The 25,323-nt window shown below is 68.8% G+C and carries 24 protein-coding genes, 2 tRNA genes and 1 pseudogene; 14 read left to right on the forward strand and 13 right to left on the reverse strand.

Going from position 1 to position 25,323, the window contains the following annotated elements:
- Window positions 1–436: 436 nt before the first annotated feature.
- The 3 genes from NKI68_RS05175 to NKI68_RS05185 are packed head-to-tail and all read right to left on the reverse strand — an operon-like array spanning window position 437 to window position 2,579.
- Window positions 437–1,930: a replication factor C large subunit gene (locus tag NKI68_RS05175; protein ID WP_254545645.1), complete on the reverse strand. Its 1,494-nt coding sequence runs from the start codon at window positions 1,928–1,930 to the stop codon at window positions 437–439.
- Window positions 1,931–1,973: 43 nt separating this feature from the next.
- Window positions 1,974–2,348 carry a PIN domain-containing protein gene (locus NKI68_RS05180; protein ID WP_254545646.1) on the reverse strand — a complete coding sequence of 125 codons (375 nt, stop codon included), beginning with the start codon at window positions 2,346–2,348 and terminating at the stop codon, window positions 1,974–1,976.
- Window positions 2,349–2,579 (reverse strand): AbrB/MazE/SpoVT family DNA-binding domain-containing protein, encoded by a 231-nt coding sequence (locus tag NKI68_RS05185; RefSeq protein ID WP_254545647.1) that lies wholly within the window; start codon window positions 2,577–2,579, stop codon window positions 2,349–2,351.
- Between the two features lie 585 nt (window positions 2,580–3,164).
- Here NKI68_RS05185 and NKI68_RS05190 point away from each other — a divergent pair.
- The 5 genes and pseudogenes from NKI68_RS05190 to NKI68_RS05210 all read left to right on the forward strand — a co-directional run.
- Window positions 3,165–4,034 carry a winged helix-turn-helix domain-containing protein gene (locus NKI68_RS05190; protein WP_254545648.1) on the forward strand — a complete coding sequence of 290 codons (870 nt, stop codon included), beginning with the start codon at window positions 3,165–3,167 and terminating at the stop codon, window positions 4,032–4,034.
- A gap of 94 nt (window positions 4,035–4,128) precedes the next feature.
- Window positions 4,129–4,839 (forward strand): cupredoxin domain-containing protein, encoded by a 711-nt coding sequence (locus NKI68_RS05195; RefSeq protein ID WP_254545649.1) that lies wholly within the window; start codon window positions 4,129–4,131, stop codon window positions 4,837–4,839.
- A gap of 158 nt (window positions 4,840–4,997) precedes the next feature.
- A complete protein-coding gene (locus NKI68_RS05200) occupies window positions 4,998–5,354 on the forward strand; it encodes an SHOCT domain-containing protein (protein WP_254545650.1) in 357 nt (118 codons plus the stop codon).
- On the forward strand, window positions 5,344–5,946 hold the full coding sequence (locus NKI68_RS05205; protein ID WP_254545651.1) for a cupredoxin domain-containing protein: 603 nt from the start codon (window positions 5,344–5,346) through the stop codon (window positions 5,944–5,946). Before NKI68_RS05200 ends, NKI68_RS05205 begins: the two co-directional genes overlap by 11 nt.
- A 124-nt stretch (window positions 5,947–6,070) precedes the next feature.
- Window positions 6,071–6,421 (forward strand): annotated as a pseudogene (locus NKI68_RS05210) (GNAT family N-acetyltransferase); the annotation flags it as partial.
- A 349-nt stretch (window positions 6,422–6,770) separates the two neighbouring features.
- Here the strand turns inward: NKI68_RS05210 and NKI68_RS05215 are convergent.
- From NKI68_RS05215 to NKI68_RS05225, 3 genes are all read right to left on the reverse strand, one after another.
- Window positions 6,771–7,283, reverse strand: coding sequence for a GNAT family N-acetyltransferase (locus tag NKI68_RS05215; protein ID WP_368410931.1), 513 nt, complete (start codon window positions 7,281–7,283; stop codon window positions 6,771–6,773).
- Window positions 7,284–7,320: 37 nt separating this feature from the next.
- Complete coding sequence (locus NKI68_RS05220) at window positions 7,321–8,058, reverse strand: metal-dependent hydrolase (protein ID WP_254545652.1); 738 nt, start codon at window positions 8,056–8,058, stop codon at window positions 7,321–7,323.
- Between the two features lie 176 nt (window positions 8,059–8,234).
- Window positions 8,235–9,377, reverse strand: a complete 1,143-nt coding sequence (locus NKI68_RS05225) for a CBS domain-containing protein (RefSeq protein WP_254545653.1) — start codon at window positions 9,375–9,377, stop codon at window positions 8,235–8,237.
- A gap of 109 nt (window positions 9,378–9,486) precedes the next feature.
- Between NKI68_RS05225 and NKI68_RS05230 the strand changes: the two genes are divergently transcribed.
- On the forward strand, window positions 9,487–9,825 hold the full coding sequence (locus NKI68_RS05230) for a lycopene cyclase domain-containing protein (RefSeq protein WP_254545654.1): 339 nt from the start codon (window positions 9,487–9,489) through the stop codon (window positions 9,823–9,825).
- Between the two features lie 268 nt (window positions 9,826–10,093).
- On the opposite strand, the gene NKI68_RS23525 is transcribed toward NKI68_RS05230, so the two are convergent.
- The 3 genes from NKI68_RS23525 to NKI68_RS05240 form a co-directional block, all read right to left on the reverse strand.
- On the reverse strand, window positions 10,094–10,228 hold the full coding sequence (locus tag NKI68_RS23525; protein ID WP_256562673.1) for a hypothetical protein: 135 nt from the start codon (window positions 10,226–10,228) through the stop codon (window positions 10,094–10,096).
- Window positions 10,229–10,265: 37 nt separating this feature from the next.
- The gene (locus NKI68_RS05235; RefSeq protein ID WP_254545655.1) at window positions 10,266–12,176 is read right to left on the reverse strand and encodes an alginate lyase family protein; all 1,911 of its coding nucleotides are present in this window, start codon (window positions 12,174–12,176) and stop codon (window positions 10,266–10,268) included.
- A gap of 489 nt (window positions 12,177–12,665) precedes the next feature.
- Window positions 12,666–12,740, reverse strand: a tRNA-Val gene (locus NKI68_RS05240).
- 178 nt (window positions 12,741–12,918) lie between these two features.
- Between NKI68_RS05240 and trpD the strand changes: the two genes are divergently transcribed.
- From trpD to trpG, 4 genes are read left to right on the forward strand one after another with little or no spacing between them, the layout of a single operon-like run.
- Entirely contained in the window at window positions 12,919–13,935 is a 1,017-nt protein-coding gene (gene trpD / locus NKI68_RS05245) for an anthranilate phosphoribosyltransferase (protein ID WP_254545656.1), read from the forward strand.
- Window positions 13,932–14,558 carry a phosphoribosylanthranilate isomerase gene (locus tag NKI68_RS05250; RefSeq protein ID WP_254545657.1) on the forward strand — a complete coding sequence of 209 codons (627 nt, stop codon included), beginning with the start codon at window positions 13,932–13,934 and terminating at the stop codon, window positions 14,556–14,558. The genes trpD and NKI68_RS05250 overlap by 4 nt, the downstream gene beginning before the upstream one ends.
- A gap of 1 nt (window position 14,559) precedes the next feature.
- On the forward strand, window positions 14,560–16,134 hold the full coding sequence (gene trpE, locus NKI68_RS05255) for an anthranilate synthase component I (RefSeq protein WP_254545658.1): 1,575 nt from the start codon (window positions 14,560–14,562) through the stop codon (window positions 16,132–16,134).
- The gene (gene trpG, locus NKI68_RS05260) at window positions 16,131–16,712 is read left to right on the forward strand and encodes an anthranilate synthase component II (RefSeq protein WP_254545659.1); all 582 of its coding nucleotides are present in this window, start codon (window positions 16,131–16,133) and stop codon (window positions 16,710–16,712) included. Before trpE ends, trpG begins: the two co-directional genes overlap by 4 nt.
- Window positions 16,713–16,832: 120 nt before the next feature.
- Here the strand turns inward: trpG and NKI68_RS05265 are convergent, their stop codons facing one another.
- The gene (locus NKI68_RS05265) at window positions 16,833–17,030 is read right to left on the reverse strand and encodes a DUF8029 family protein (RefSeq protein ID WP_254545660.1); all 198 of its coding nucleotides are present in this window, start codon (window positions 17,028–17,030) and stop codon (window positions 16,833–16,835) included.
- 371 nt (window positions 17,031–17,401) lie between these two features.
- Between NKI68_RS05265 and NKI68_RS05270 the strand changes: the two genes are divergently transcribed.
- Complete coding sequence (locus NKI68_RS05270) at window positions 17,402–21,676, forward strand: ribonucleotide reductase barrel domain-containing protein (RefSeq protein ID WP_254545661.1); 4,275 nt, start codon at window positions 17,402–17,404, stop codon at window positions 21,674–21,676.
- Between the two features lie 105 nt (window positions 21,677–21,781).
- Here the strand turns inward: NKI68_RS05270 and NKI68_RS05275 are convergent, their stop codons facing one another.
- Window positions 21,782–22,063, reverse strand: coding sequence for a hypothetical protein (locus NKI68_RS05275; protein WP_254545662.1), 282 nt, complete (start codon window positions 22,061–22,063; stop codon window positions 21,782–21,784).
- 44 nt (window positions 22,064–22,107) lie between these two features.
- Window positions 22,108–23,619: a molybdopterin-dependent oxidoreductase gene (locus tag NKI68_RS05280; protein ID WP_254545663.1), complete on the reverse strand. Its 1,512-nt coding sequence runs from the start codon at window positions 23,617–23,619 to the stop codon at window positions 22,108–22,110.
- 160 nt (window positions 23,620–23,779) lie between these two features.
- On the opposite strand from NKI68_RS05280, the gene NKI68_RS23530 reads away from it, so the two are divergent.
- Complete coding sequence (locus NKI68_RS23530; protein ID WP_256562674.1) at window positions 23,780–23,902, forward strand: HVO_2523 family zinc finger protein; 123 nt, start codon at window positions 23,780–23,782, stop codon at window positions 23,900–23,902.
- Here NKI68_RS23530 and NKI68_RS05285 read toward each other — a convergent pair.
- The gene (locus tag NKI68_RS05285; protein ID WP_254545664.1) at window positions 23,899–24,555 is read right to left on the reverse strand and encodes a TVP38/TMEM64 family protein; all 657 of its coding nucleotides are present in this window, start codon (window positions 24,553–24,555) and stop codon (window positions 23,899–23,901) included. The genes NKI68_RS23530 and NKI68_RS05285 overlap by 4 nt on opposite strands.
- Before the next feature lie 76 nt (window positions 24,556–24,631).
- Here NKI68_RS05285 and NKI68_RS05290 point away from each other — a divergent pair, with 76 nt between their 5' ends.
- Together NKI68_RS05290 and NKI68_RS05295 are read left to right on the forward strand one after the other, a co-directional pair.
- Window positions 24,632–24,988 carry a DUF5830 family protein gene (locus NKI68_RS05290; protein WP_254545665.1) on the forward strand — a complete coding sequence of 119 codons (357 nt, stop codon included), beginning with the start codon at window positions 24,632–24,634 and terminating at the stop codon, window positions 24,986–24,988.
- Between the two features lie 150 nt (window positions 24,989–25,138).
- A tRNA-Met gene (locus tag NKI68_RS05295) sits at window positions 25,139–25,274 on the forward strand.
- The last annotated feature ends 49 nt before the right edge of the window (window positions 25,275–25,323 follow it).

The following is a 25,323-nucleotide window of genomic DNA, read 5'->3' on the forward strand; positions in this document are numbered from 1 at the left end:
AGTGCGTTCGGATCGCTCGGGCTGTCCGCCCGCGCCGTAGCTTTATATCCGAGAACGGGACCAGACCCCGTATGATGTGAGAGTCGTCGCGGGGCGCTCTGCGGTTGCGCGACGCCACGCCCCGCGAACCCGATCTCGCCCGCGGCGTCGCCTGCACGCCCACGGTTTACTGCGCTCACTCGTCGCTGCGCGCCTCGTTCGCTGGTAAAACCTGGATCAAAACCGCGCCTCACCCCCTCAGTCGCTTCGCTCCTTCGAGGGTTCGGCGCGTCCGCTCGCTCGCCAGCGTCGCTGGCTCGCTCGCGGTACGACGCACCAGCAACCGGTACAGAGCGTCCGGATGCGGATACGCCGGTCGTCGGACTGCGGTCGAACGATCGGGGGCGGTCGTCGCTCGTGCGCAGCGCGACTCCGGCGTCGCTACCCGGACCCGGAGTCAGAAGAAGTCGTTCAGGCCGGACTGCTGGTCGCCCGCGTCGGCGTCAGCGTCGTCCTCCGACTCGTCCCCTCCGCCGCCGGACGGCGCTTGCCCGTCCCCGTCGGCCTCGACCGGTTCGTCCTCGTCGGCCTCGCTCTCGTCCCCCCCTTCCTCGCTCTCGCCTTCTCCCTCGTCGGGGGCGCTCGCCCGTCCGCCCTCGAACGCGCCGCCGGAGTGCTCCACGGCGGCGCGCTCGCGACGCTCCTCGGCCTCCTCGACGATCGACTTGACCTTCTTCGTGTCCTTGCCGCTGCCGGTGATGAACGCGACGTGTTCGGGTTCGAGGTCGTAGTGGGCGACCATCTCGACGGTGAGTTCGCGGTTCTTGCAGTGGTGGGTCATCGCCGCGAGGTAGGGCAGGACCTCGCGGCGGGCCGTCGAGATGCTCATGCCGCCCGCCTCGGCGACGTGTCGGGCGACGTAGTCGCGCTTGTCGCGGTTGGCCCGCGAGCGCCCGAGCTTCGACCAGTAGCTCGGCGGGCCGTAGCGCGTCCAGCCGCCCTTCGGCTCGGCGCGGGCGGCGGCGACGCCGGCGGTCATGTTGTCGCTCGCGTAGCGCCAGAACGAGTAGTTCTGCGTGGCGCGCACCCGGCCGAGCCAGCGGTCCGCCGCCGCGAGCGCGCCGTAGGCGTCCGCGAGTTCCGCCCCGTGATAGTCCTTCGGGACGTTGTCCTCGATCCAGTTGATCGCGTCGTCGGGCGTCTCGTCCACGTCGTAGGAGAACTTCAACGCCCCCTCGGCGTCCTCCTCCTTGAACACGGCGTCGAGCAGGTCGAAGATGCCCTCCGTGCGGTCGCGCGAGCCGGTCACCACGTCCTCGCGGGTGAGCCGCTCGGCGGACTCGGCGAGCGCCTGCAGGTCGTTGATCGCCCCGCGGAGGTCGCCGCTGTTGGCCTCGGCGATGGCATCGAGCGCGTCCTCGTCGTACTCGACGCCCTCGCGGCGACAGACGTCGCGCAGCACGGGGACGATCGACCGCGCGGAGACGTCGCGGAACTCGATCGTCTCGCACGCGCGCCGGAGCGCCTGGGACATGTCGTAGAACTCGTTGGCGATGAGCACGACCGGTTGCTCGGCCTCCTTGACGAGCGTCGTGACGGCGCGCGCGCCGCCCCGGTCCGCGTTCCCGTGGATGTTGTCCGCCTCGTCGAGAACGACCAGCTGGCGGCCGCTTCCGGTGAGCGACTGGTTCATCGCCGCGCCGCCCGCGTAGCGCTCGATGGCGTCCCTCGTGCGCTGGTCCGAGGCGTTGAGTTCGATGGTCGCCCAGCCCATGTCGTTCGCCAGCGCGTGCGCCGCCGAGGTCTTCCCGACGCCCGGCGACCCGTGGACGATGACCGCCTCCCGGTGGTCGTCCCACGTCTCCGCCCACTCCCGCAGCGCGTCGCGGGCCTTGTTGTTCCCGCGCACCTCCGCGAGCGTCGAAGGGCGGTACTTCTCCGTCCAATCCATTACTCGAACAGAGGCGAGTGCCGCGTTTAGTGGTTGCGGACCGTTATTCCTCGGCCACAGTCGTCAGGTCGAGGCGGGGAGTGAACCCCTCGTACGCGCCGTCGCTGGAGACGATGGTGTCGCCGTCCGACTCGACGAGGTGGAGCGCGTCGAAGGGCGTGACCCCGCGGTCCTCAACGTACGTTGCCGCCGCAACGACCGTATCAACGTCGCCGCGAACCTCCACGAGATGGGCAGCGTTGGTGACGACCCGTTCGGTGTCCCTGTCCTCCCGATACGCGACCAAGAGCAGTTCGATGAGCGTGAACTGCGATGTCCACAGCTCGTCACGATAGTTTCGATACACCGTCTCAGCAGCCTCGCCGAGCCAGTCTTCGTCTTTGATGAGGGCGAGGAGGAAATCGGTTTCCGCGTACATTCAGCGTCCGGCCTCGTCCAGCGCCGCCTCTCGTGCCCCCTCACGGAGTTCCTCGGCCGTCTTCTCCACGTCCGCGAACTCGTCTCGGAGCGCGTCGAGCGGGTTTTCCGCGACCGGGATTAGCTTGATTCCGTCGTGAATCTGGACGATGTGGTAGCGGTCCCCGTACCGCTCTCGCACCTCCTTCGGTAGCGTCAGGCGGCCCCGATCGTCGAGCGTCGCATCGGACATACGCGAACGTACGGTGGGTAGAAATAAGAACGTTCCCCGCTTCCACGCACGTACCCATCAAGTAGTTTCCTCAGGCGCAGTTGGTCCATCGCGTCGTGAGTGAACCAGTTATTGAACAGTGCATTTGGGTCGTTACACACGATGTACACACGATTTTGCTAACGTCTCGGTCCAGTCTACCATTACCGGAGGGAGGTGCGAGGCGCGTTTAGTGGTCGCGGAGCGTCACCCCTCGAACGCCGTCTTCGAGTCGAATCGGAGCGCGGACGTCCGCCGTCCCGTCGCTAAATGCGACGGTCTCTCCGTCCGACCCACGAGACGTACACGTCGAGCGGAAGCGCCGGACCGTTTCGCGCGTGGCCCCATCACCCATTCGAAAAATTACCATTCAGCGGGAATAAGTAATCATACCCTATACGTTCTGGGTTGAGACAATCGAGAATATGACGGGTTATTCAAACAACTATAATACGGATGACTGCCTGGCTGACATCACGCACGTGATAGCCATTATCACGCACTGAACGGGGCATGAGTAATTCACCGCACTCTCCAGGTACCGGACGCACGACGACGCCGTCGCCCATGCCGCGGGCGATGATACACCAGCAGATTCTGGACGCCGCCCGATCGCGTCCGGACGCGTCGATGGAGGAACTCGCGGCCGACGTGAGCGGTGCGTCGACGACCCTCGTCGAGCACGTCCTCGAGGAGTACGGCGATCCGGCGGAGCCACTCGCGGACGGCGAGAGCGACGACGAACTCGACGATGTGACGGACGACAGATACGATCCAGAGACAGATCACCCAGACGTTACCATGAGCAAGCCCGACGTTCGATCCACCGCTGACCCGGTGTCCGACCTCACACGCTTGAGCGAGAAACAGCGGGCGACCCTTCGCGCGATCTACGAGCACCCCGACGCGACCCAGCGAGACCTCGCGGAGATGCTCGACGTGAGTCGAACGACGGTCAACCAGCGCGTCAACTCGATCGACGGGTTCGAGTGGGACAGCCGACGGACGTTCGTCGGGAGGATATTCGACAACGGAGCGACGACCACCGAATCCGACGACCGCGCCGAGTCCGCTGAACCCACCGAATCCGACGAGTCCGTTGGATCCGACGAGCCCGACGAATCGGACGGATCACCCGACTCCGTAACCGCCGGAACCACGCGAGGGGACGGACCGACCGACTCCACCGACGCCGAGGCACTCGACGCGTCGCCCCTCGCGGAAGAACTCAGCGAGCAGGTCGAGGAACTCTCCCAGCGGGTGGCGGCACTCGAGGATCGACTCGCGGAACTGTCCGCCCCGCCTCGGTCCGCGTTCGCCGATCCGGCGCTCGTTCACAAGGTCGTACACGCCTGTATGACTTCCGAGCACGTCTCCGAGGACGAGGAGCTACGGATCATAGAGGAGGTGCTCGCCCCCCGCGGCGCTTCCGATTGACGAACCGCTTCCCGGATTCGCCGATTCTCCGATTCTGGGAACGTACTCCGGAAGCTATACCCCCACAGTCGCTACTCCCGTTCGTACAGTTACTATGACGTCCGACACACCACTTCGCCGCCGTCGGTTCCTCGCGCTCGCGGGGATCGCGGCGGCTACCGGACTCGCCGGATGCACGACCTCGAACGCGGACGACCAGCCCGGCGGAAACGAGTCGGGGTCGAACGCGTCCGGCGACGGAAACGACAGTCACGCGGGGAACGAGAGTCACGACGACGACCACGCGGGGAACGACAGCCACGACGGCAGCCACGAGGAGAACGAGAGTCACGACGACGGCCACGAACACGGGCACGGGGGAGCGGTCGGCGAGCCGGTCGACCTCGCCGAGGTCGGCATGGCGTCGACGAGCGACGGCCAGCACTTCGAACCGCACGTCGTCTGGGTGAACAGGGGAGGAACGGTCCGCTGGACCAACGAGAGCGGCGCGCACTCGACGACCGCGTACCACCCGGACAACGACAAGCCCCGCCTCGTCCCCGAGGGGGCGCAGTCCTGGGACAGCGGCGTCCTGACGGAGGCCGGCGCGGAGTTCGAACACACCTTCGCGACCGAGGGCGTCTACCACTACTACTGCACGCCCCACGAGTCGCTGGGGATGATCGGGAGCGTCATCGTCGGCAAGCCCGACCCGCACGACCAGCCGGCGCTCGGGGAGCCGCCGGCGGAGCTGTCCGCGACGGCCCGAAAGAAGATCAAGGAGCTGAATGCGACGTGTAACGAGGCGCTCGGCCACACGCACTGACCGACGCCGGGAACGGATCCGATCTGGATCGGTCCGGCCGTTCCGAACTAGTTCAATTCTCTGTACGGGTGCCTTTGCACGAGATGACTGTCTCGGCGTCTGTAACGGCGGATCAGGTTTATTCGCTCGGAGGGCGTCAGTACGCAACAGGTGTAATAATGGCTACTACGCGCACGACTGACGGGTTGCTTCGGATCGTCGTGATCGTCCTGGCCGTCGTCGTCCTGTTCCCGTTGCTGACGATGGCGTTCGCCATGCCGATGATGGGGATGATGGGGTGGTGGTGGGGCGGTCGCACGTTCGGCGGCCTCTCCCCGATGTGGGGTATCGGCATGATGTTGATCTGGTTGTTGCTCCTGCTGGGCATCGGCTACGTCGTCTACCGCGGCCTCGCCGGCGGCGTCGACACCGACGCCGACCCCGCCCTGGCGGAACTCCGGTTGGCGTACGCCCGCGGCGACCTCACCGAGGAGGAGTTCGAACAGCGCCGCGCGAGACTCGAACGTGGAGAGTGACCGGACGGTACCGTCGTCCCGTCGCGCGTTCCTGACGACGCTCGGGACCGTCGGGTTGGCGGGGTGTCTGGGGGGACTCCCCGGAGGCGGTGCGAGCGGCGTCACGCTCTACGTCGGCGCGTATCACTGGGGGTTCGTCGTGCTCGACGAGTCCGGCGAGGAACTCGACCGGTCGGTCGTCGACTGGGGGACGCCCCTGTCGCTCGCGGCGTTCAACGCCGGCGCTGAACGGGCGGTGCGAGCGCTCCCGCGAGCCGTCCGCGAGGCGCTCCCCGACCACGAGGCCCTCGAAGGGAGAAACGAGGGGCGCGTTCCGCCGCCGCGGGACGGGACGTTGCACGAGCGACTCGAGGCGGCGAACGAGCGGTACCCCGACCACAGCCTGGCGGTGATGCCGTCCGGGGGAAACCACATGGGCGGGATGGGTGGCGGAATGATGATGCATCCCGTCGCGTTGCCCCGCGACGCCTCCTCCCCCACGGTCGTCCGCCTCTCGGCGTCACGGCGCGGCGACTTCACGCTCAGCTGTCGGACGTACTGCGGCTACGGCCACCCCTACATGGACCTCGACGGGGCGATCGTCGTCCGGTGACTCGGCGCGGCGTCCTTGCGACTCTGACTCACCCCCGAACAACGCTTTTCGTCCTCTCCGGTGACTCCCGGGTATGTTCCCCGAGACGATCGAGACCGACCGCCTGCGCCTCGAACGGCTCACGATGGACCACCTCTTCGAGGTGTACGAGCACTCGAAGGTCGGCGCACCCCACGTCGACGAGATCACCCGGTACGTCACGTGGGACCCCCACCGATCGCCCGGCGAGACGCGAGCGTTCGTCCGGCGGATGACCGACGGGTGGGAGGACGGCGAGGACGCCACGTACGTCGTCCGGACGGCGGCGGACGAGCCGCTGGCCGGCGAGTTCGGCGGGGTAACAGGGCTCCACGTCGACTGGGAGCGCCGCCGGGCCGGGCTCGGTCTCTGGCTCCGCAAGCCGCTCTGGGGTCGGGGGTACTCGGGCGAGCGCGCCGCCGCGCTGCTCGCCCTCGCGTTCGACCGGTTCGACCTCGAACTCGTGTTCGTCGCGCACGCCGTCGAGAACGAGCGATCGCGCCGGGCGATCGAGCGGTACGTCGACCGTTTCGGCGGGCGAGGGGACGGTCAGAAACGCCCTCCGGTACGCCTCGGGCGAGGTGGTCGACGAGGCCCGGTACAGCGTCTCGCGCGGCGAGTACCGGAACGCCGTCGAGTGAGCCGGCCGGATCCCCGATTCCGCGCCGCGCCGTGCGCCCGTCAGCGCCTTACTTCCGGGGGCCCTCGGTCCGGTACGATGTCGAACCGCTCCGACGCGCGCGGCGGGGCGACCGTCACGCTCCGCTTCCGGTCCTCACGGGCGCGCTCGGCGGACTGCTCGGCGCTCAGCTGTCGGGTTCGCCGAGGTCGTAGGCGACCATCTCCGCCCACGGCTCGAAGCCGTAGCCCTCGTAGAAGGCGTACGCGCGTTCGTTGTCGGGATCCACGTCGAGGACGACGCGCGACAGCGGCAGGTCCTGCGCGCTCGCGTGTGCGAGCGCCGCGTCCATCAGCGCCCCGGCGAGGTCCGATCCGCGGTACGCCGGGGCGAGGTAGAGTTCGTTGACGACCGCCGCGTCCCAGACGAGCGCGAGGTCCTCGGGCAGGAGAAAGAGGTAGCCGACGGGACCGCCGTCGTCGGCGACGAGGACGCAGCCGGGGTCGCGCGCGGCGCAGTCCGCCACCCAGTCGCGGTACCGCTCGCGGTAGGCGTCGGTGAGCTTCCCCTCGTACCGCGCCGCTTTCCCCTCGTCTTTCCCGCCGAGTTCGCGCTCGAAGGCCGCCTTCAGCTCCCAGAGCCCGGGCCAGTCCGCGTCCGGGTCGTACGGGCGCACGGTCACGTCCGCGTGTCGCTCCATGGCGGGACGAGGGACGCCCCCGGTATAGCGCGTGCGGTCACTCCCCGGGCCGGTCGATCGAAGCGCGGTCCGCGTCGTACCGCCGCAGGAGCCGTCGGCCGACGGCGACGGCGGCGACGGCGACGAGCAGGAGGAGTCGCCCCCCGGTCTTCACGAGGGTGAACACCCGCTCTGCGTCCGGGGGCTCCGGACCGGGAGTCGGATCGACGGGGCTCCCGACGTGGACCTGCTCCGACGAGCCGAACTGCCCCGCGTCGACGGCCCCTCCCTGCTCGCCGCCCGTCACGTAGATGGTTCCCCCGCCGAGGTCGACCCCGGGGTCGGCTCCGGCGACCCGGACGTACGTCTGGCCGAAGCCGTCCTCCGTGGAGTAGACGAGTGCGCCGTCGAGGTCGTAGAACTGGTCGTGAATCGGGTAGAGGACGTTCGCGCCGCCGTTCGCGAGGTCGGGGGCGATCCCGGCGACGGCGTACGCGAACAGGCACGCCCACGCGACCTGCACGCCGTGGCCGCCGAAGCGCGAGACGACGTACCCGTCCTCCCGGAGGTGGGTGTCGACGACGAGCGCCGCCGCGAGCCCGAGCGGGATCACCAGCGTGTGCAACAGCGCGCGGTGTCCCCCGCGGCCGGGCAGGTAGAGGCTCGCGAACGCGTCGAGGTCGGGAAACGCCGTCGCGGCGGCCACGAGGAGCGCCGCTCGCCGCGTGAAGCGATCCCCCAGCAGGGCCGCCCCGAGCAGGAGTCCCAGCGCGACGTGCACGAGGAGCGAGGGCATCGGTACCCCGCGTTCGACCGACGGTCGCTATTGCTATTTGTCGGTTATCCGTGAGTGACCGGGTTTCAGAACCGTTTACCGTCGAACCGTTTACCGTCGGCTACACGCCCTCGAAGGACCGCGGGCCGGGTGACGAGAACCGTGAGACGGGGGCGGCCGACGGCGTAACGGTCCCCCTAGAGTTCGTTCAGTTTGCGGAGCAACTGGCCGCGGTACTGCTCGTCGCGCTGCATCCCCTTCATCTCGATGACGTTGCGCTCGAGGCGGTCGAGCGCGACGCGGAAGGCCGACTCCGCGCCGTACCCCTCGCCCGATCCGGCGACCTGCCCGTGACTGGTCCGCAACCGGATCTGACACTGGATGAGGGGCGTCCCGCGGAGCTTCTCCTTGTGCTTGTGGAGTCGGACGTGCGCGTGCTGGACGGACATCCGCTGGTACTTCTCGACGACCTGCTCGATGCTCCGGCGGATGTCGTCGCGCGTGATCGTATCCAGCAGGTCGATGTTCGTGATCTGCACGTCCATGTGCTCCTCCTCGGTGTAGGTGAGCGCCCGCAGGACGTCCGTCTTCGTGACGATGCCCGCGGGGAGGCTGTCGTCGTACTCGGGCGTCACGACGAGCCCCGAGTAGTCCATCTCGAACATCAGCTCGACCGCCTCGCGGACCGTGTCCTCGAGGTCGACGGTCGTGACGGGGTTCGCCATCACGTCGTAGACGGGGAGGTCGAGCACGCGCTCGATGTCGCCCGCGCGGTCGCCCTGCGTGGGCTTGTCCATGTTGCGGACGACCACGTCGACGATGTCGTGCGTGGTGAGCATCCCCGTCAGGCGGCCGTTCTCGTTGACGACCGGGAGTCGCGAGATACCGTTCTCCCGGAGGAGGTTGATCGCCCGACCGACGTGGGTGTCCTCGGTCACCGTGACGATGTCCTCGGTGAAGATCTGCTCGACCGTGAGGACATCGAGGTTCTCGATGACGGCCTCGAGGATCGCGTCCGCCGTGATGATGCCCCAGAGGTCGTCGCCCTCGAACACCGGGGCGATCTTCGTGTCCCCTTCTATGAGCATACGCGCGACGTCGCGGAGATCCGCCGTCCGCTCCACCTTCGGCGCGGACTTCACCATCGCGGCGGCCTTCATGCCGTCTTCGATGTGCGACTGGAGCAGTTGCTGCTGGGTGATCACTCCCTGATAATCCCCGTCGTCGGTGACGATGACGCCCTTCGGGTTCTCGCGCTCGAATATCGAGCGAACCTTGGCGAGGCGCTTCTGCCCATCGACCTCGACGAACTCCTGGGTCGCGATGTCTGCGATGTCCATTGTTCTCTCCGTGTCGTACTTCCGCACCGGGCGTTATCAAGCTTGGCGCAGTTCTCGCCCGATGGTTCGCCGGGAGTAGAGATTTCTCTCCGGAGACCGTATCCCGACTATGGTCGACCTCGCCGTCTTCGGGTCCTATACCTATCTCGTGACGGAACTCCTGTGGGGCGTCGTCGCGCTCGCGCTGGTGCGCTACGCCGGCGCGTGGCGCGCGGCCGCGCGGACGACCCTCGTCCTCTACCCCTTCGCCTACCTCTGGGACTGGTACACCCTGCGCGTGGGCGTGTTCGCCATCCCGCTCCGGACAGGCGTGGAGGTGCTCGGCATCCCCGTCGAGGAACACGTCTTCATGCTGCTCGTGCCGACGATGGTCGTGGGGACCCACGAGAGCCTGCGGAAGGCGTTCGACGGCGACGCGGCCGACGAGCGGCCGAGCGCGGACGGGTGACCGACCGGCTCGAGCGGATTCGGAGGGGTACACGGCACCGTCGCGTGCGGCGAGACGGGACGCGAGCGACCGACGCGAGACGGATCGCTCCAGAGGAATGGCCCCGACGACCGGGGGAGTGTGAACGATCCTCGTGGCACGCACCAGTCGACCCCCGGCCGCCGGAACGACGGATGCATCGGCTCGGGGCTCTCACCCCGCGTTCGTTTCCCACTCGACACGGTCGGGAAAACCGTCCGGCTAGCCACCTAACCGCTGTACCGGTCGGTCAGCCGTCACCGCCCTCGAACGGGTCCCCGCGGGCGTCGAGCCGTCGAGCCGTCGAGCCGGCCGCGAGAGACGCCCGCCGACACCGCCCCCTCCCGGCCGGCGAGGTCGCCGGGAGTTCAGCGCTGTTCGGCACGACCCGCTCCTCGGCACCGCGCGGCGCTACTCGGGTCTCACGAGCCGTCCATGGAGCGGAGTTCCTCGGGGGTGACGGGCTCTCCGTCGAGTTCGATCGTGGCGGGGCCGTCGATCTCGAAGTCAGTGACGACGCCCGTGAACCGGTAGGCGTCCCCGCCGCCCGCGAGGACGCCGCGCGCGCTGCCGCCCTCGATCGCGTCCTCGGTCCCCCAGCGCGAGTCGAAGGTGAGGTGACCGCTGACGGTGAAGTGATACGGCGATACCTCGCCCGACTCGACGAGGAGGTAGTGCTTCTCGGCCGAATCCGAACCGTCGGACCCGTCGGAGGGGGGATCGTCGGATGCGGGCTCGTCGGGGGTGGAACCGTCGGAAGCAGAGCCGTCAGAGCCCTCGGAACCACCCATCGAGCGGAGTTCCTCGGGAGTGACGGGCTCTCCGTCGAGTTCGATCGTGGCGGGGCCGTCGATCTCGAAGTCAGTGACGACGCCCGTGAACCGGTAGGCGTCCGCACCCCCCGCGAGGACGCTACTGACGCTGTCGCCCTCGATCCCGTCCTCGGTCCCCCAGCGCGAGTCGAAGGTGAGGTCGCCGCTCACGGCGAACCTGTAGGGGGAGGTCTCCTTCGATTCGATGAGCAAGTGATGCTCCTCCGCCGTGCCGGGGTCCTCCGGGGTCTCCGGAGCGTCCGACGATCCGATCGCGAAGAGGTTACCGTGAGAGAGGGTCGTCCAGCCGAGGAGGCGCTCGTCGCGGACGGGTCGACCCTTCGAGTTGATGGCGTCCTGGTGCTGCTGGACGTACGTCGGCTCGTTCTTGATCTCGCTACCGCGCGACGTGATCACGTCGAGATACTCGGCCTCCTGCCAGCGCGAGTAGGCGAGTTCGTACGCCGACGTCCCCTCCTCGCGCTCGCGGGCAGTGAACCCGTTTCCAGCGCCGTACTTCTCGTCGAAGCGGTCGGGGTTGAGGACGTACTCGACGTACCCGTCGAACATGCACTTGATCGCAGGCGTGCCGTACTTCTCGTAGCTGTAGAGGTCCTGGCCGTAGTGGCGACCCAGCTCCGCCATCGTGACGTACGCCTTCAGCGCGAACATCGAGTAGCCGAGGCCGTCGTAGCGCTCGATCTCGTTCGCGAGGAGGCCGTCCTCGCGGAGCTGTACGAAGCCGTCCGCGCGCACGTGCTCGAACGCCCGCTCGAGCGTGTGCGTGTCGCCGATGTACGCCGCGCCGGCGGCGCGACAGACCTCCCGCCAGATGAAGATGTTCTGGATCCACTCCGGCACGCCCGTCGGGAGCGTCTCGAGGAACGTCGCGGTCCACTGTTCGAGGTCGGCCTGTGAGCCGACGTCGGAGCCACTCCACGCCGGGTGGTCGCGGACGAGTTCCGCGCCGTACCACATCTTCGGGATGGTGATGTAGAGTTCGATGCCGTCGGTCACCTTCGGGCGCATCTTGGTCGCGGGGTCGAGAAACCAGTGGTCCAGAAGCTCGACGGCACGCGCGGCGTACCGATCTTCGCCGGTGAACTGGTAGGCGAGTCCGAGGTCGCGGATCCGGTCGCCCATCTCGATGGCGGCCGTGTAGTCCCCCCGCGTCCCCGACCCCGGCCCGCCGGTGTCGAAGGTGTGGCTGTTGTCGTTGTCGGTGACGCTGCGGGGCTCGGCCTCGAGCGAGGCGTTCACGTCCGCGATGAACTCCTCGTACGCGCTCGCCCACGGTTCCGCGCCGGCGTCGACCTGCCGTTTCACCCCGGCCAGTTCGTCCAGGTGCGCGAACAGCGCCGGCCGACTCTCGCCCGTCGGAAGGCCCGCCGTCGAGGCGGGCCGACCGACCGTGCCCGAGGTGGCCGCCGTGCCGACCGTCGCGCTCGCGGCGGCGGCAGCGACCAGTTTCAGATACCCTCGGCGACTCTGGGACCCATAGACTTCGTCGATGTTATCCATCTACGAGTGTCACCTACGAGAAGGCCACTGTATTTCTTTCGGAGTATTAGAAATAGAATTTTCTATGGAAGAAGATGGATTAACTGTACGAAAGTGGATGGATCGGTTTTCTTAAATGGACGATCCAACGCCGAACCCGGAACTGTAATGGATTTCTCTCCGCCTGTCACTCTATTTTGATGCTTTTTCAACACGTGGTGGGGGTCGTCGGCTCGGGGATCCGACTCGTGGGAGCCCGGGCAGACCGCTCGGCCGAGAACCGAAGCGACGCCGGACGGTTCGTCTCCCCTCTCTCCGGTGCTCTCGACGGTTCGCTCCGCTCACCCTCGTTGCGTCACAGAGGAATGGGTCGGGGCAGATTTGAACCTCACTCGGACGTGCTCGCTTCGGTGCGCGCGCTCTCCCTGGTTCAGATCCGCCCGCAACGTCCCGATCCTCCGCGATACGGGCTCCTCGCTCCGTTCGTCGCGTTGTACCGCGGAGGAATAGTGGGTTGGGGCAGATTTGAACTGCCGACCTCCTCCATGTCAAGGAGGTGTCATAACCAGCCTAGACCACCAACCCGCGCTTGCTCGCACTCTCCGATACCCGATAAGGATACTTGAACCTTTCCGAACAGCGCCGGGCGTGCCCGTCGTTCACACGTTCGGACTGGTCGGTTCGCCGCCCTCCCGTCCGACACGTTCATTACGATGCACACATTTGTACGTCATAGTCCAATACCGATCATCGATACTCACCCATGATAGATTACATCGAGCGCGTCACCGACGGCGCGGACCTGACGCAGGCGGAGGCACGGGAGGCGGCGAGCGCGATCTTCGAGGGGGCGACGGAGGCGCAGATCGGCGCGCTCCTCGCCGCGCTCCGGGCGAAGGGCGAGACGGAGGCCGAGATCGCGGGCTTCGCCCAGGGGATGCGCGACGCGGCGCGGACCATCGACCCCGACCGCTCGCCGCTCGTCGACACCTGCGGCACCGGCGGCGACGACTACGACACGATCAACGTCTCGACGACCAGCGCCATCGTCGCCAGCGGGGCGGGCGTCCCGGTCGCGAAGCACGGCAACTACTCGGTCTCCTCCTCCTCGGGGAGCGCCGACGTGCTCACCGAGGTGGGCGTGCGGGTCGACGCTGAACCCGACGCCGTCGAGGCGGCCATCGAGGCCGACGGCATCGGGTTCATGCTCGCGCCCGTGTTCCACCCCGCGATGAAGGCCGTCATCGGTCCGCGGAAGGAACTCGGGATGCGCACCGTCTTCAACGTCCTCGGGCCGCTGACCAACCCCGCGGGGGCGGACGCGCAGGTCGTCGGCGTCTACGATCCGGATCTCGTGCCCGTGCTCGCCCGCGCGCTCGCGAACCTCCCGGTCGAGCGCGCGCTCGTCGTCCACGGCGACGGCATGGACGAACTCTGCCTCCACGCTGCGTCGACGGTCGCCGAGGTGCGCGGCGACGGGATCGAGGAGTACGTGCTCGAACCCGCCGACGCGGGGCTGGATCGCGCGCCCGTCGAGGCGGTCGCCGGCGGGTCGCCCGCCGAGAACGCCGCCGACCTCCGGGGCATCGTCGGCGGGGAGGTCGAGGGTCCGAAGCGCGACGTCGTCCTCCTCAACGCGGGGGCGGCCGTCTACGTCGCGGGCGAGGCCGAGAGCGTCGCGGCGGGCGTCGAGCGCGCCCGCGAGGCCGTCGACTCGGGGGCGGCGGCCGAGAAACTCGCCGACCTCTGCGAGGGCGTCCCCGCCTCGCCCTCGCAATGACGCGCGTGAAACTCTGCGGGCTCACGACCCGCCGCGACCGCGACGCCGCCGTCGACGCCGGTGCCGACGCCGTCGGCGTCATCTCCGGCGTGTCCGTCGACACCCACCGCGAGGTCGACCCCGGGACGGCCGCCGATCTCGTCGCCGGGACGCCCGAGGGGGTGACGACGACGCTCGTGACGATGCCCGACTCCCCCGGGGCGGCCGCCGATCTCGTCGAGCGCGTCCGCCCGGACGAGGTGCAGGTCCACGGGCTGTCCCCCGAGGACGTGGCCGCCATCGCCCGCGCGGTCGACGCGCCCGTCGTCGCCGCGGTCGGGGCCGACGATCCGGACGCGGCGGCCTACGCGCGCGCCGCGAGCGCGCTCCTGGTGGACACACCGTCCGCGGACGGGGGCGGCGGAACCGGCGAGACGCACGACTGGACGCGGACGCGGGCCGTCGTTGAGTCCGCCGACGTGCCCGTCGTCCTCGCGGGGGGACTCACCCCCGAGAACGTCGCGGGGGCGGTCGAGACCGTCCGGCCGTTCGGGGTGGACGCGGCGAGCGGCGTCGAGCGCCCGAACGGCGAGAAGGACCACGGGGCGATGCGGGCATTCGTCGCCGCCGTGCGGGGGGCCTGACGTGGTCGAACTCGACCGCTCGCGGGCGGCGTTCGCGGCTCTCGCAGAGGGGGACGAACCGGTCGTCGTCCACGCGACCGCGACGCTCGACGTCGACCTCGACCCGCTGACCGCCTACGCGACGCTCCGCGAGGCGTCGACGCGGCCGTACTCGTTCCTGCTCGAGAGCGGCGAGAAGGTCGCCTCCCACGACCCCGACGGCGCGTTCGCGCCCGGCGGGACCGACCGCCACGCGCGCTACTCCTACGTCGGCGTCGACCCCGCCGCCGTCGTCACCCTCGGTCCCGCCGGCGCGTCCGTCGAGACCTTCGATCCGCGATACGAGGGCGCGATCCGCCCCGCCGACGCCGAGGGCGACGTGCTGGACGAACTCCGCGCCTCGCTCCCGGCCGTCGAGCGCCGGGGATTCGACGACGCGGACCGCTTCGCGGGCGGGCTCGTCGGCTTCCTCGCCTACGACGCCGTCTACGACCTCTGGCTGGACGAGGTGGGCGTCGAGCGCCCTGACTCGCCCGTCCCGGACGCGCAGTTCGTCCTGAGCGAGCGGACGCTCGCGTTCGATCACCGCGAGGGGACGTGCCGGCTCGTGTTCGCGCCGCTACTCCGACCCGACGACGACCCCGGGGCGGTGTACGACGACCTCGCCGCGTTCGCGGAACGGACGCGCGCGGCGCTCGCGTCCGCCTCGCCGCCCGAACACGGTGGCTTCCGCCGCGCGGGGGAGCGTGCGGGTCCCCGCGAGGAGTACGAGGCGGCCGTCCGACGCGCGAAGGAGCACGTCCTCGACGGCGACATCTACCAGGGCGTCGTCTCCCGGTCGCGGGAGCTACGGGGCGAGGTCGACCCGCTCGGCCTCTACGCCTCGCTGCGCGAGATCAACCCCTCGCCGTACATGTACGTCCTCGACTACGACGAGCGGACCCTCGTGGGCGCGAGCCCCGAGACGCTCGTCTCGGTCCGCGACGGGACCGTCACCGCCAACCCCATCGCCGGCACCTGCGCTCGCGGGGCGAGCCCCGTCGAGGACCGCCGCCTCGCGGGCGAACTGCTCGCAGACGGGAAGGAGCGCGCCGAGCACACGATGCTCGTCGACCTCGCGCGCAACGACGTGCGCCGGGTGAGCGAACCGGGGAGCGTGCGCGTCGAGGAGTTCATGAACGTCCTCAAGTACAGCCACGTCCAGCACATCGAGTCGACCGTCACCGGACGACTCGCGGCGGACGCGGACGCGTTCGACGCGATGCGCGCGTCGTTCCCGGCCGGGACGCTCTCGGGCGCGCCGAAGGTGCGCGCGATGGAACTCATCGACGACCTCGAACGCACCCCCCGGGGCGTCTACGGCGGCGGCGTCGGCTACTTCTCGTGGGACGGGAACGCCGACGCGGCCATCGTCATCCGGTCGGCGCTGATCGAGCGCGACGGACCGCACGACCGCGTGGTCGTCCGCGCGGGCGCGGGGATCGTCGCCGACAGCGACCCCGCCGCCGAGTTCGAGGAGACCGAGCGGAAGATGCGCGGCGTGATCGCCGCGCTGGAGGCCATCGAGCGACCGCCGGAGGTGGAGGGGGTCCGATGACGCGCGTTCTCTTCGTCGACAACTTCGACTCGTTCACGTACAACCTCGTCGAGTACGTCAGCCAGCACGCGGAGACGCGGGTGGTGCGAAACACCGCCACGCTGGAGGAGGTCCGCGCGGCCGACCCCGACGCGATCGTCGTCAGCCCCGGCCCGGGTCACCCGGGCAACGAGCGCGACGTGGGCGTCACGCTCGACGTGCTGCGCGAGGTCAGCCCCGACGTGCCGACGCTCGGCGTCTGTCTCGGCCTGGAGGCGGCGGTCTACGCCTACGGCGGGACCGTCGGCCGCGCGCCGGAACCCGTCCACGGCAAGGCCTTCCCGGTGGATCACGACGGCGAGGGCGTCTTTACGGGGCTCCCGTCGCCGCTCCGCGGCGGGCGCTATCACTCGCTGGTCGCCACGGCGGTCCCCGACTGCTTCGCGGTGAGCGCGACGACGCGCGTCGGCGACGAGCGCCTCGTGATGGGCGTCCGCCACCGCGAGCACCCCATCGAGTGCGTCCAGTTCCACCCCGAGAGCGTCCTCACCGAGTCGGGCCACGCCCTCGTGCGGAACTTCGTCGAGGGCGCGACGTAGTAGGAGCGACGTAGTGGGTGCGGAGGATGCGACGGCGGCGAGGATGCGACGGCGACGAGGATGCGGCGGGGGTGGTGACGCGACGGGGACGGCGACGATTGGCGACGGCGGCGACGGTAGCTACGGTACGATCGCCGGGACGACCAGGGGCGACGCGAACGCTTCGACGAGCCACAGACCGACGACGATCAGCGTCGCGACGACGGCGAGCTTCCACGCGACGCGCAGGAGTCGCCGGGCGATGAGAACGACCAGCCCCAGGCCGACGAGGGCCACGAGCGCGTCGACGGGGGCCGCCTGCAGGGGACTTCCGTCCATGCACCGGTTCACCACGTCGAGGGAGTAAGTCGTGTCGATCGGCGTCGGTTTCGGGCGTCGTTCGTCGTCGCTCGCCCCCGTCGAACCCCCGATCGCTTCGAGTCGAACCCGATCTCTATCGCGCGGTTTTTCTGCGCAAGGCTCACTTTCACTGCGGTCCAAGTATCGTTATGACTTCGGCGGTCGTCGGGTAGGGACGTCAAACGAGTACCGAGGTACGGCGCTCGCGAGTCGACCGCCGAAACGTGACAGAAGTGAGACGGATCTCGACTCGAAGAATTAAACCCGCTCGGACAGAATCACAACTTCGCTATCAATGACCGGACACCACACACGAACCACGACGTCAGCGGTGACCCCTCGGAGGTACCATGAGTAAGGTAGACCTCTCCGCGGACGAACTGACGCTCCCGATCAAGCGCACGACGGGCGCGACGCTCGAGGAGCGCATGACGGGCAACGCGTACGACAACATCCTCCCCGCGCGCTACCTGCGCAAGGACGCGGAGGGCAACCTCACGGAGACCCAGGAGGAACTCTTCGAGCGCGTCGCGAAGAACATCGCCCTCGCGGAGGCCGTCTTCGAGGCCGAGAAGCGCGACGTCGAGGTCACCGTCACGCCCGAGCAGCTCAAGCCCGGACACCCCCGCCGCGACGAACTCGCCGCGGAAGTGTTCGGCGCGGGCACGACCGCGGACGACGACGCCGAGACCGCACTCTCGGTGTACAACGTCAACAAGTTCGCCTACGACACCGTCGTCCCCGAACTCCCCGACGAGATCCGCGAGCACGTCGAGGGGAAAGCGGCGGAGTTCGAGGAACTCATGTCGATGCTCTCGTTCGTCCCGAACTCGCCGACGCTGATGAACGCCGGCGACGAACTCCAGCAGCTCTCGGCGTGTTTTGTCAACTCCCCGGAGGATGACCTCACTGATATCCACGAAACTGCGAAGGAGGCCGCAGAGGTGTTTCAGAGCGGCGGCGGCCAAGGCTATGCCTTCTGGCGATTGCGCCCCTACGGCGACCCGGTCGGATCCACTGGGGGAATCGCCTCCGGGCCGATCACGTTCATGCGGACCTTCGATCAGATGTGCGAGACGATCGCACAGGGCGGCACCCGCCGCGGCGCGCAGATGGGCGTCATGCGCGTCAGCCACCCCGACGTGATCGAGTTCATCCACGCGAAGAACAAGGACGTCTCGCTGGCCCACTGCCTCCGGCTCAACGACCCCGACGACTACACCTACACCAGCTTCTCGGAGGCGCTCGAGGAGGCCCGCTCGCTCATCGACGAGGACGGGCGCGTCCCCAAGCACCTCCGGAACGCCGTCGAGGGCCACCTCTCCAACTTCAACATCTCCGTCGGCGTCACCGACGGCTTCATGGAGGCGCTCTACGCCGGCGAGGAGTTCACGTTCACAAACCCCCGCACGGAGGAACCCCACGTCGCCACCCCCGAGACGAAGGAGATGTACGAGCGCTACGGGCTGGGCGAGTACGTCGAACCCGGCGAGGTCTTCTCCATCCCCGCCGAGGTGCTCTGGGACCGCATCGTGAGCGGCGCACACGAGAACGGCGAGCCGGGCGTCATCTACCTCGAACGGGTGAACAAGGAACACTCGTTCGACGTGGACAAACATCCAGAACATAGGATTCTTGCAACAAATCCTTGCGTCACTGGTGACACGCTCATTAGCACTGGCAACGGACTGATCCCCGCCGAGGAACTGTACGAGCAGGGCGTTGCGACCGACGTCGTCGTGGACGATCGGTTGAGCGAGGAGCCGATCAAAGAGGCGAGTAGCGTCTACAAAACCGGAGAGAAGGACGTTTACCGGCTGACAACGACGGAGGGCTACGAACTACGCCTCACCGCCGACCACCGCGTCATGACCGACGACGGCTGGGTCGAGACGTGGGACCTCGATACCGGCGACACGGTTCACATCGTCAACCGGAAGGGCGGTTTCGGCCAGTACGGCTCCGCCGAGGAGGGTAGGGTCCTGGGCTGGCTCGTCGGCGACGGCCACCTCAAACACGGCGAGGAGCGGGCGGTGCTCAACTTCTACGACGAGGACACCGCGATCTCCGGGGAGTTCGCGGAATACGTCAACGACGTCGTGCGGGAGCCGACGGGTAACGCGAACTACGAGGTCGGCGTCAGCCAGATCCAGCGCACCGCCGACTACCGTGGCCCTGAGGCCCGCGAAGAGCGTATCCGGTCCTCGCGTCTCTACGAACTCTCGGCGGACGCCGGCTTGGTGGAGCGGAAACACCAGGTTCCTGACGCCGTGTTCCGCGGTTCCGAGGACATGGCCCGCGGATTCCTGCAGGCGCTCTTCACCGCCGACGGCGGCGTGCAGGGGAACGTGGAGAAGGGCGTCTCCGTCCGTCTATCCAGTTCACATCGCGATCTGCTCGTCGACGTTCAGCGCCTCCTGCTCAATTTCGGCATTGCGAGTAAGCTGTACGACGACCGCCGCGAGGCCGGTACGACGGAGCTACCGGACGGTAACGGTGGTACGAAGGAGTACGAGACTCGCGCCCAGCACGACCTCGTCGTCGCGAAGGACAACCTCGGTCGGTTCGTGGAGGAGGTCGGGTTCCTCCTCGATTCGAAGAACGAGGCGCTATGCCAGCGCCTCGACGCCTATGAGCGTGGTCCGTACGCCGAACGGTTCGAAATTACCGTTGAATCCGTCGAACACGACGGCCACGAGACCGTCTACGACCTGACCGAGCCCGACACGCACTCGTTCGTCGCGAACGGTTTCGTCGTCCACAACTGCGGCGAACAACCCTTGGAGGAGTACGAGGCGTGCAACCTCGGGCACATCAACCTCTCGACGATCGCCGCGACTGACGCCCCCGACTGGCGCGTCTGGTCGGCCGAGCACGCCGATGAGTACGACTCGCACGCGGCCGCCGTCGAGGCGTTCCTGGAGGAGGCCATCGACGTCGAGGAGTTCGACCGGCGGATCGAACTCGGCACGCGCTTCCTCGAGAACGTCGTCACGATGAGCGACTTCCCCGTGCCGGAGATCGAGCGGAAGGTCCGCGAGATGCGCAAGATCGGGCTCGGGATCATGGGCCTCGCGCAGCTCTACATCCAGCTCGGCATCCGCTACGGGAGCGACGAGGGCAACGAGGTCGCCCGCCAGCTCATGACCCACATCAACCACGGGTCGAAGTGGACCTCCCACGAACTGGCGCTCGAACGCGGGTCGTTCGAGGACTGGGACGACTCGAAGTACGCGACCCCCACGGAGTACCGCGAGTGGTTCGAGCACCACACCGGTCTCGACGCCGACGAGTGGGCGGACGGCTTCCCCATCCGCAATCACAACACGACGACCATCGCCCCGACGGGGACGACCTCGATGGTGGGCAACACCACGGGCGGCTGCGAGCCGATCTACAACGTCGCCTACTACAAGAACGTCTCAGACGACGTGCAGGGCGACGAGATGCTCGTCGAGTTCGACGACTACTTCCTGCGCGTGCTCGAGGCGAACGACATCGACGTCGAGGAGGTAAAGCGGGAGGCCCAGGAGCAGATGGCGAACAACGAGTTCGAGGGCGTCTCCAGCCTCTCGACGGTGCCGGACGCCATCTCGGAGCTGTTCGTCGTCACCGCCGACCTGACTGGCAAGGACCACGCCGCCGTGCAGTGCGCCTGTCAGGCGGGGGTCGACTCGGCTATCTCGAAGACCTGTAACTTCCCCAACTCCGCGACGAAGGAGGACATGGACGAGGTCTACCGGTACATCTACGACCACGGCGGGAAGGGCGTCACCGTCTACCGCGACGGGACGCGCTCGAAGCAGGTGCTCACGACCCGCGCCGACAACGCGGAGTTCGCCGACGAGGAGGAGGCCGCGGCGGTCATCGTCGAGCAGATCCGGGAGATCTTCGGCGGTCTCGAGGGCTTCCTCGACAGCGAGGAGGTCCGCGCGGCCCTCGGCGACGACCTCGAGACGCTGGTCGAGGGCGCAGACCTCGGCGTCGGCGGGGCCTACGCGAAGGAGCGCCCGCGGCCGGACGTCCTCTACGGCGTCACCCAGCGCATCAACACCGGGTACGGGAAGATGTACGTCAACATCAACGAGGACGAGGAGGGCGAGCCGTTCGAGCTGTTCGCCACCATCGGCAACTCCGGCGGCTTCACCGGCTCGTTCACGGAGGCGCTGGCGAAGGTGATCAGCTACTCGCTGCGCTCCGGCGTCGATCCCTACGAGATCGCCGACGACCTCCGGGGCATCCGCAGCCCGAAGGTCGCCTGGGACAAGGGCGAGCAGATCAACTCCATCCCGGACGCCATCGGCACGGCGATGCGGCGCTACCTCGACGGCGACATCGACAAACCGTACCCGCGCCAGCAGAGCCTCACCGAACTCGGTGACGCGGAGGCCGGCTCCGCCGGCGGTGAGGTGACCGACGCGACTGACGCGATCGACGCGGCGGCGACGGACGCCGACCCCAACCGCGACGTGTCGCAGTCGAACGGCGCGTCGGACGCCGACGCCACCCAGTCGCTCATCGACGCGGGCGAGAGCCCCGAGTGCCCCGACTGCGGGTCCATGACGCTCTACTTCAGCGAGGGGTGCAAGACCTGCGAGTCCTGCGGCTGGTCGGAGTGCTCCTGAGGTAGGCGACGCCCCGATCGACTCGACCGACTTCTTCACTCTTCTCTTCTCTTCTCTTCACTCCTCGCTCGCGCTCTTCTCTCGCACCGTTCGTCCCTTCCCGCCTCACTCGCTCGGATCGCTCGTCGGGAGGTCGAGCACCGCGAAGTAGTAGATAGCCGCTCCGAGCAGGAGCAGGCTCCCCGCCGAGAACGCGGTGGCGACCTTCTCCGGGGGTCTCATGCCCGCGACGGCGACGAGGTCCTCGCCGACGAACAGGACCGCCGCCGCAAGGACGCAGCCGATGCCGCGGTTGCGCGCCGCCGACCGCTCGTCGCGGTTGCGCGCGAAGAAGAGTGCCGCGGCCGCGACGGCCGCGAGGACGGCGAGCGAGAGGGGATCGACCATGCCCGTCGCTGTCGGCGCGGGCGGGCATCAACGTACCGCCGGCGTCAGGGGGTGACCGTCCGGCTCACCCAGCCGGTCGCCCCGCTCGGGAAGGCGGGCCGGCGCTTCTTCGGCTGGCGCGTCCCGTCGGCGTCGTAGGCGCGGACGACGACCTCGTGCTCCTCGCCCGGCGGGTCGTACTCGTAGGCCCACTGCCGCCAGACGTCCTCGCCCGGGAGCGGCTCGGAGAGGCGGGCGTCGTTCCACGAGCTTCCGCCGTCGGTCGACACCTCGACGCGACCGATCCCGCGCGTCCCGGCGTAGGCGTGGCCCGCGACCTGGACGCGCCCGTCGTCGAGGCGGTTGACGACGTGGAGCTTCGCGACGGTGGAGACGGGTCCGGTGCCGTGCCACCCGCGCTTCTCCCAGTAGCCGTCGACCTCCCGCTCCAGCACCTCGATCTCCGTGAGCCACTTGACGTTGATCTCCCCCCAGTGGCCGGGGATGAGCGCGCGGACGGGGTGGCCGTGCGCCCGGGGGAGCCGGCGGCCGTTCATGCCGTAGGCGAGGTACCCCCGCTTCAGTGCCTCGGCGGGGAACTCCTCGTAGTAGTCGTCGGCCGCCCGGAGCATCACGCAGCACTGCTCGAGTTCGAGGCCCGCCCGGTCGAGCACGTCGGCGATCGGGACGACCTCCCAGAGGGCGTTGTCCATCTTCTTCCCGTTGAGCCCCTCGCCGACGCATCGCAGGGTGACGAACCTCGGCTCCGAGGGCATCGACGTGAGGTCGTCGTAGGAGAGTTCGATCTCCTCCTCGACCGCGCCGGTGACGCGCAGCGACCACTCCTCGGCGCTCACCTGCGGGTCGACGCTGTTGATGTCCACCTCGTAGAACGCCTCGCTGACGAGCGGTTCGAGACCGGCCACGTCGAGGGACTGCGTCCGGGCTTCCGAGAGGAGCCGTTCGGTCGTCGTGCGCCCCTCCCGCGTCCCCTCCAGTTCGCCCCCACCGCTCTCCCCGCCCCGGCCGCCGACGAGGTACGAGAGCACCCCGAAACCGACCGCGCCCGCGAGCGCGCCGAGCGCGGTTCGCCGGCCGCCGTCGACGCTCCCCGCACCGGTACCGCTTCCGCTCCCGCCGACGCGCGCGACGACCTCGGGGAGGGCGACGACGGCGGCGGTCGGAACGGCCGCGCCGAGCGCGAGCACGGGGTCGCGCGTCAGCGCCGTCGCGACGGCCCAGACGGCCGCGCCCGCGACGGCCGGCCCGACGACGGGCGCGGCGACCTGGCGACCGATGGCGCTCGCGAGCCACGCGACGAGGGCGAACAGCGCGATCGTGATCGCGACGGCCGCGAGCAGGTTGAGCTGTTGTCCGAGGCTCCCGAGGACGAGGATCGCGTACGTCACGACGGCTCCGGGCATCGCCCGCGAGAGCGCGGACTCGACGGGGGCGACGACGAAGCCCGGCGCGAACCCCGCGACCAGGTACGATCCCGCGACGCCCGCGACGCCCGCGGCCAGGGCGAGCGCGACGCCCGCGCTCGCCGCTCGCAACCGAGAGCCGACTGTTGCCATGGTTGACAGTAGGCGCGCACCTCACATACCCGTTGTCCGGTTGTGCGCGGGGGCGTAGTGGAACGGACCGGGAGGCGAGGCGAGCGGAGAGCGTCCGCGTCGAGCGCCCCCTCGCGCCGCGAGGGGAAGGCCCATGTCGGTGGCGCGTCACGCTTCGACCATGAGCGAGGTGCGGGGCGGTCGGCCGTGTCCGATCTGCGAGGCCCCGATGTACCGCAGACACTGCAAGTACGTCTGCCCGCAGCACGGCGTGATCTTCGACTGCGCCGACCCGTTCAACTAATCGGCGGGCGACGGTTCGTCGAGCGCCCACCGGAGCGTCGGCCCGGCCAGTAGCGCCCCCGCGACGGCGACGCCCGCGACGACCAGCGGCCACCCGGCGTGGAACCCGCTCGCGGTGAGCGCCTCCATCGACCGACCCGCGAGGACGCTGGCGACGACCCACGGGACCTCGCCGACGGCGGTCCCGATCACGAACGCGCGGGCGTCCACCCGAGCGACTCCCGCCGCGGCGGATACCACGTCCGTCGGGATGGGCGCGAGGCGCGCCGCGAGGACGCCGCGCGTCCCGCCGGTCGTCTCGAAGAGGTCGGCGCTCGACGCGCCGATCCGCGCGAACGGCCCGCTCGACGGGCGGTACCGACGGGCGAGGACGTACGGCGGGAGCGTCGTGAGGACGGCCCCGACGAGCGCGACCGGGATACCGGCGACGCCGTAGACGAACCCCACCAGCGCTGAGACGAGACTGATCGGCCACGCGACGAGCGGCCGACAGAGGTAGAGGAGACAGAGCGCGAGCGCGAACGCCGCCGGTCGAGCGGCGAGTCGCTGGAGCACCTCGAGCACGCGCGTCGGCGGGACCAGGATCGAGGCGGCGGTCACGCCACAGACCAGGAGGAGCGCCCCGGCCAGCCGGCGACGCGAGTCGCGGTCCATGTCCCCCGCTTTCCGCGGGTCGGCAAACCCTTTCCGGTCGCAAAGGATTATTCGCCCGGACCCTGTACCCTCCGGCGTGACCGACGAGACGGTCGAACTCGGGGTGCAGTTGCTCGAACGCCTCGAACACGAGGAGCTGTCGCTCGCGGCGGCCGTGGACCGCCTCGAGACCATCACCACCGATCCGACGACGACGCGGACGATCCTCGACGAGGCGGAGAAGCGGGGCGTCATCCGACGCGAGGAGGGGATCATCCGACCGACGGGCGGTCGGTTCCTGCGCTTTCAGAGCGAGGTGATCTCGAAGGAGGGCGAGTTCACCTGCAAGCGCTGCGGCGCGGGCGTGACGACGGGCTACTTCATGCGCCTCGAAGCGGGCGAGCACGGTCCGTTCGGGTCGTCGTGCATTCGGAAGGTGACGGGGCGGGAGTGACCGCGCCGCGTCCAGTGCGCGGCGTCCGTCGGGCGGACGCCCGACGCCGTCCGCGAGCCGAGCGCCGCGTCCGAAACCACCCGTTGGCGGCGCGATCCGGCGGCGACATATGAGAAGAGTCAAGTGCCGCACGCCGAAACGAGTGACTGAGCCCGGGTGGCTTAGCTGGACATAGCGCCGCACTCATAGGGTTTCACCTTCGCGGCATTCGCCGCACCCATCGAGGCACGCCTCGCCTCGGACCTGGGACATGCGGAGATCGTGGGTTCGGAGCCCACCCCGGGCACTCCTTGTTTGGACGACGAATCCGTAGCGTCGCCTCCCCCTCCGCCGTG

Source organism: Halomarina pelagica, assembly GCF_024228315.1.
GTDB classification, from domain to species: domain Archaea; phylum Halobacteriota; class Halobacteria; order Halobacteriales; family Haloarculaceae; genus Halomarina; species Halomarina pelagica.

What these genes read in the sequence shown, in the direction of transcription:
- NKI68_RS05175 (WP_254545645.1), bottom strand. Translation starts at nt 1,930, where the DNA reads ATGGATTGGACGGAGAAGTACCGCCCTTCGACGCTCGCGGAGGTGCGC.
- NKI68_RS05180 (WP_254545646.1), bottom strand. Translation starts at nt 2,348, where the DNA reads ATGTACGCGGAAACCGATTTCCTCCTCGCCCTCATCAAAGACGAAGAC.
- NKI68_RS05185 (WP_254545647.1), bottom strand. Translation starts at nt 2,579, where the DNA reads ATGTCCGATGCGACGCTCGACGATCGGGGCCGCCTGACGCTACCGAAG.
- NKI68_RS05190 (WP_254545648.1), top strand. Translation starts at nt 3,165, where the DNA reads ATGCCGCGGGCGATGATACACCAGCAGATTCTGGACGCCGCCCGATCG.
- NKI68_RS05195 (WP_254545649.1), top strand. Translation starts at nt 4,129, where the DNA reads ATGACGTCCGACACACCACTTCGCCGCCGTCGGTTCCTCGCGCTCGCG.
- NKI68_RS05200 (WP_254545650.1), top strand. Translation starts at nt 4,998, where the DNA reads ATGGCTACTACGCGCACGACTGACGGGTTGCTTCGGATCGTCGTGATC.
- NKI68_RS05215 (WP_368410931.1), bottom strand. Translation starts at nt 7,283, where the DNA reads ATGGAGCGACACGCGGACGTGACCGTGCGCCCGTACGACCCGGACGCG.
- NKI68_RS05220 (WP_254545652.1), bottom strand. Translation starts at nt 8,058, where the DNA reads ATGCCCTCGCTCCTCGTGCACGTCGCGCTGGGACTCCTGCTCGGGGCG.
- NKI68_RS05225 (WP_254545653.1), bottom strand. Translation starts at nt 9,377, where the DNA reads ATGGACATCGCAGACATCGCGACCCAGGAGTTCGTCGAGGTCGATGGG.
- NKI68_RS05230 (WP_254545654.1), top strand. Translation starts at nt 9,487, where the DNA reads ATGGTCGACCTCGCCGTCTTCGGGTCCTATACCTATCTCGTGACGGAA.
- NKI68_RS05235 (WP_254545655.1), bottom strand. Translation starts at nt 12,176, where the DNA reads ATGGATAACATCGACGAAGTCTATGGGTCCCAGAGTCGCCGAGGGTAT.
- trpD (WP_254545656.1), top strand. Translation starts at nt 12,919, where the DNA reads ATGATAGATTACATCGAGCGCGTCACCGACGGCGCGGACCTGACGCAG.
- NKI68_RS05250 (WP_254545657.1), top strand. Translation starts at nt 13,932, where the DNA reads ATGACGCGCGTGAAACTCTGCGGGCTCACGACCCGCCGCGACCGCGAC.
- trpG (WP_254545659.1), top strand. Translation starts at nt 16,131, where the DNA reads ATGACGCGCGTTCTCTTCGTCGACAACTTCGACTCGTTCACGTACAAC.
- NKI68_RS05265 (WP_254545660.1), bottom strand. Translation starts at nt 17,030, where the DNA reads ATGGACGGAAGTCCCCTGCAGGCGGCCCCCGTCGACGCGCTCGTGGCC.
- NKI68_RS05270 (WP_254545661.1), top strand. Translation starts at nt 17,402, where the DNA reads ATGAGTAAGGTAGACCTCTCCGCGGACGAACTGACGCTCCCGATCAAG.
- NKI68_RS05275 (WP_254545662.1), bottom strand. Translation starts at nt 22,063, where the DNA reads ATGGTCGATCCCCTCTCGCTCGCCGTCCTCGCGGCCGTCGCGGCCGCG.
- NKI68_RS05280 (WP_254545663.1), bottom strand. Translation starts at nt 23,619, where the DNA reads ATGGCAACAGTCGGCTCTCGGTTGCGAGCGGCGAGCGCGGGCGTCGCG.
- NKI68_RS23530 (WP_256562674.1), top strand. Translation starts at nt 23,780, where the DNA reads ATGAGCGAGGTGCGGGGCGGTCGGCCGTGTCCGATCTGCGAGGCCCCG.
- NKI68_RS05285 (WP_254545664.1), bottom strand. Translation starts at nt 24,555, where the DNA reads ATGGACCGCGACTCGCGTCGCCGGCTGGCCGGGGCGCTCCTCCTGGTC.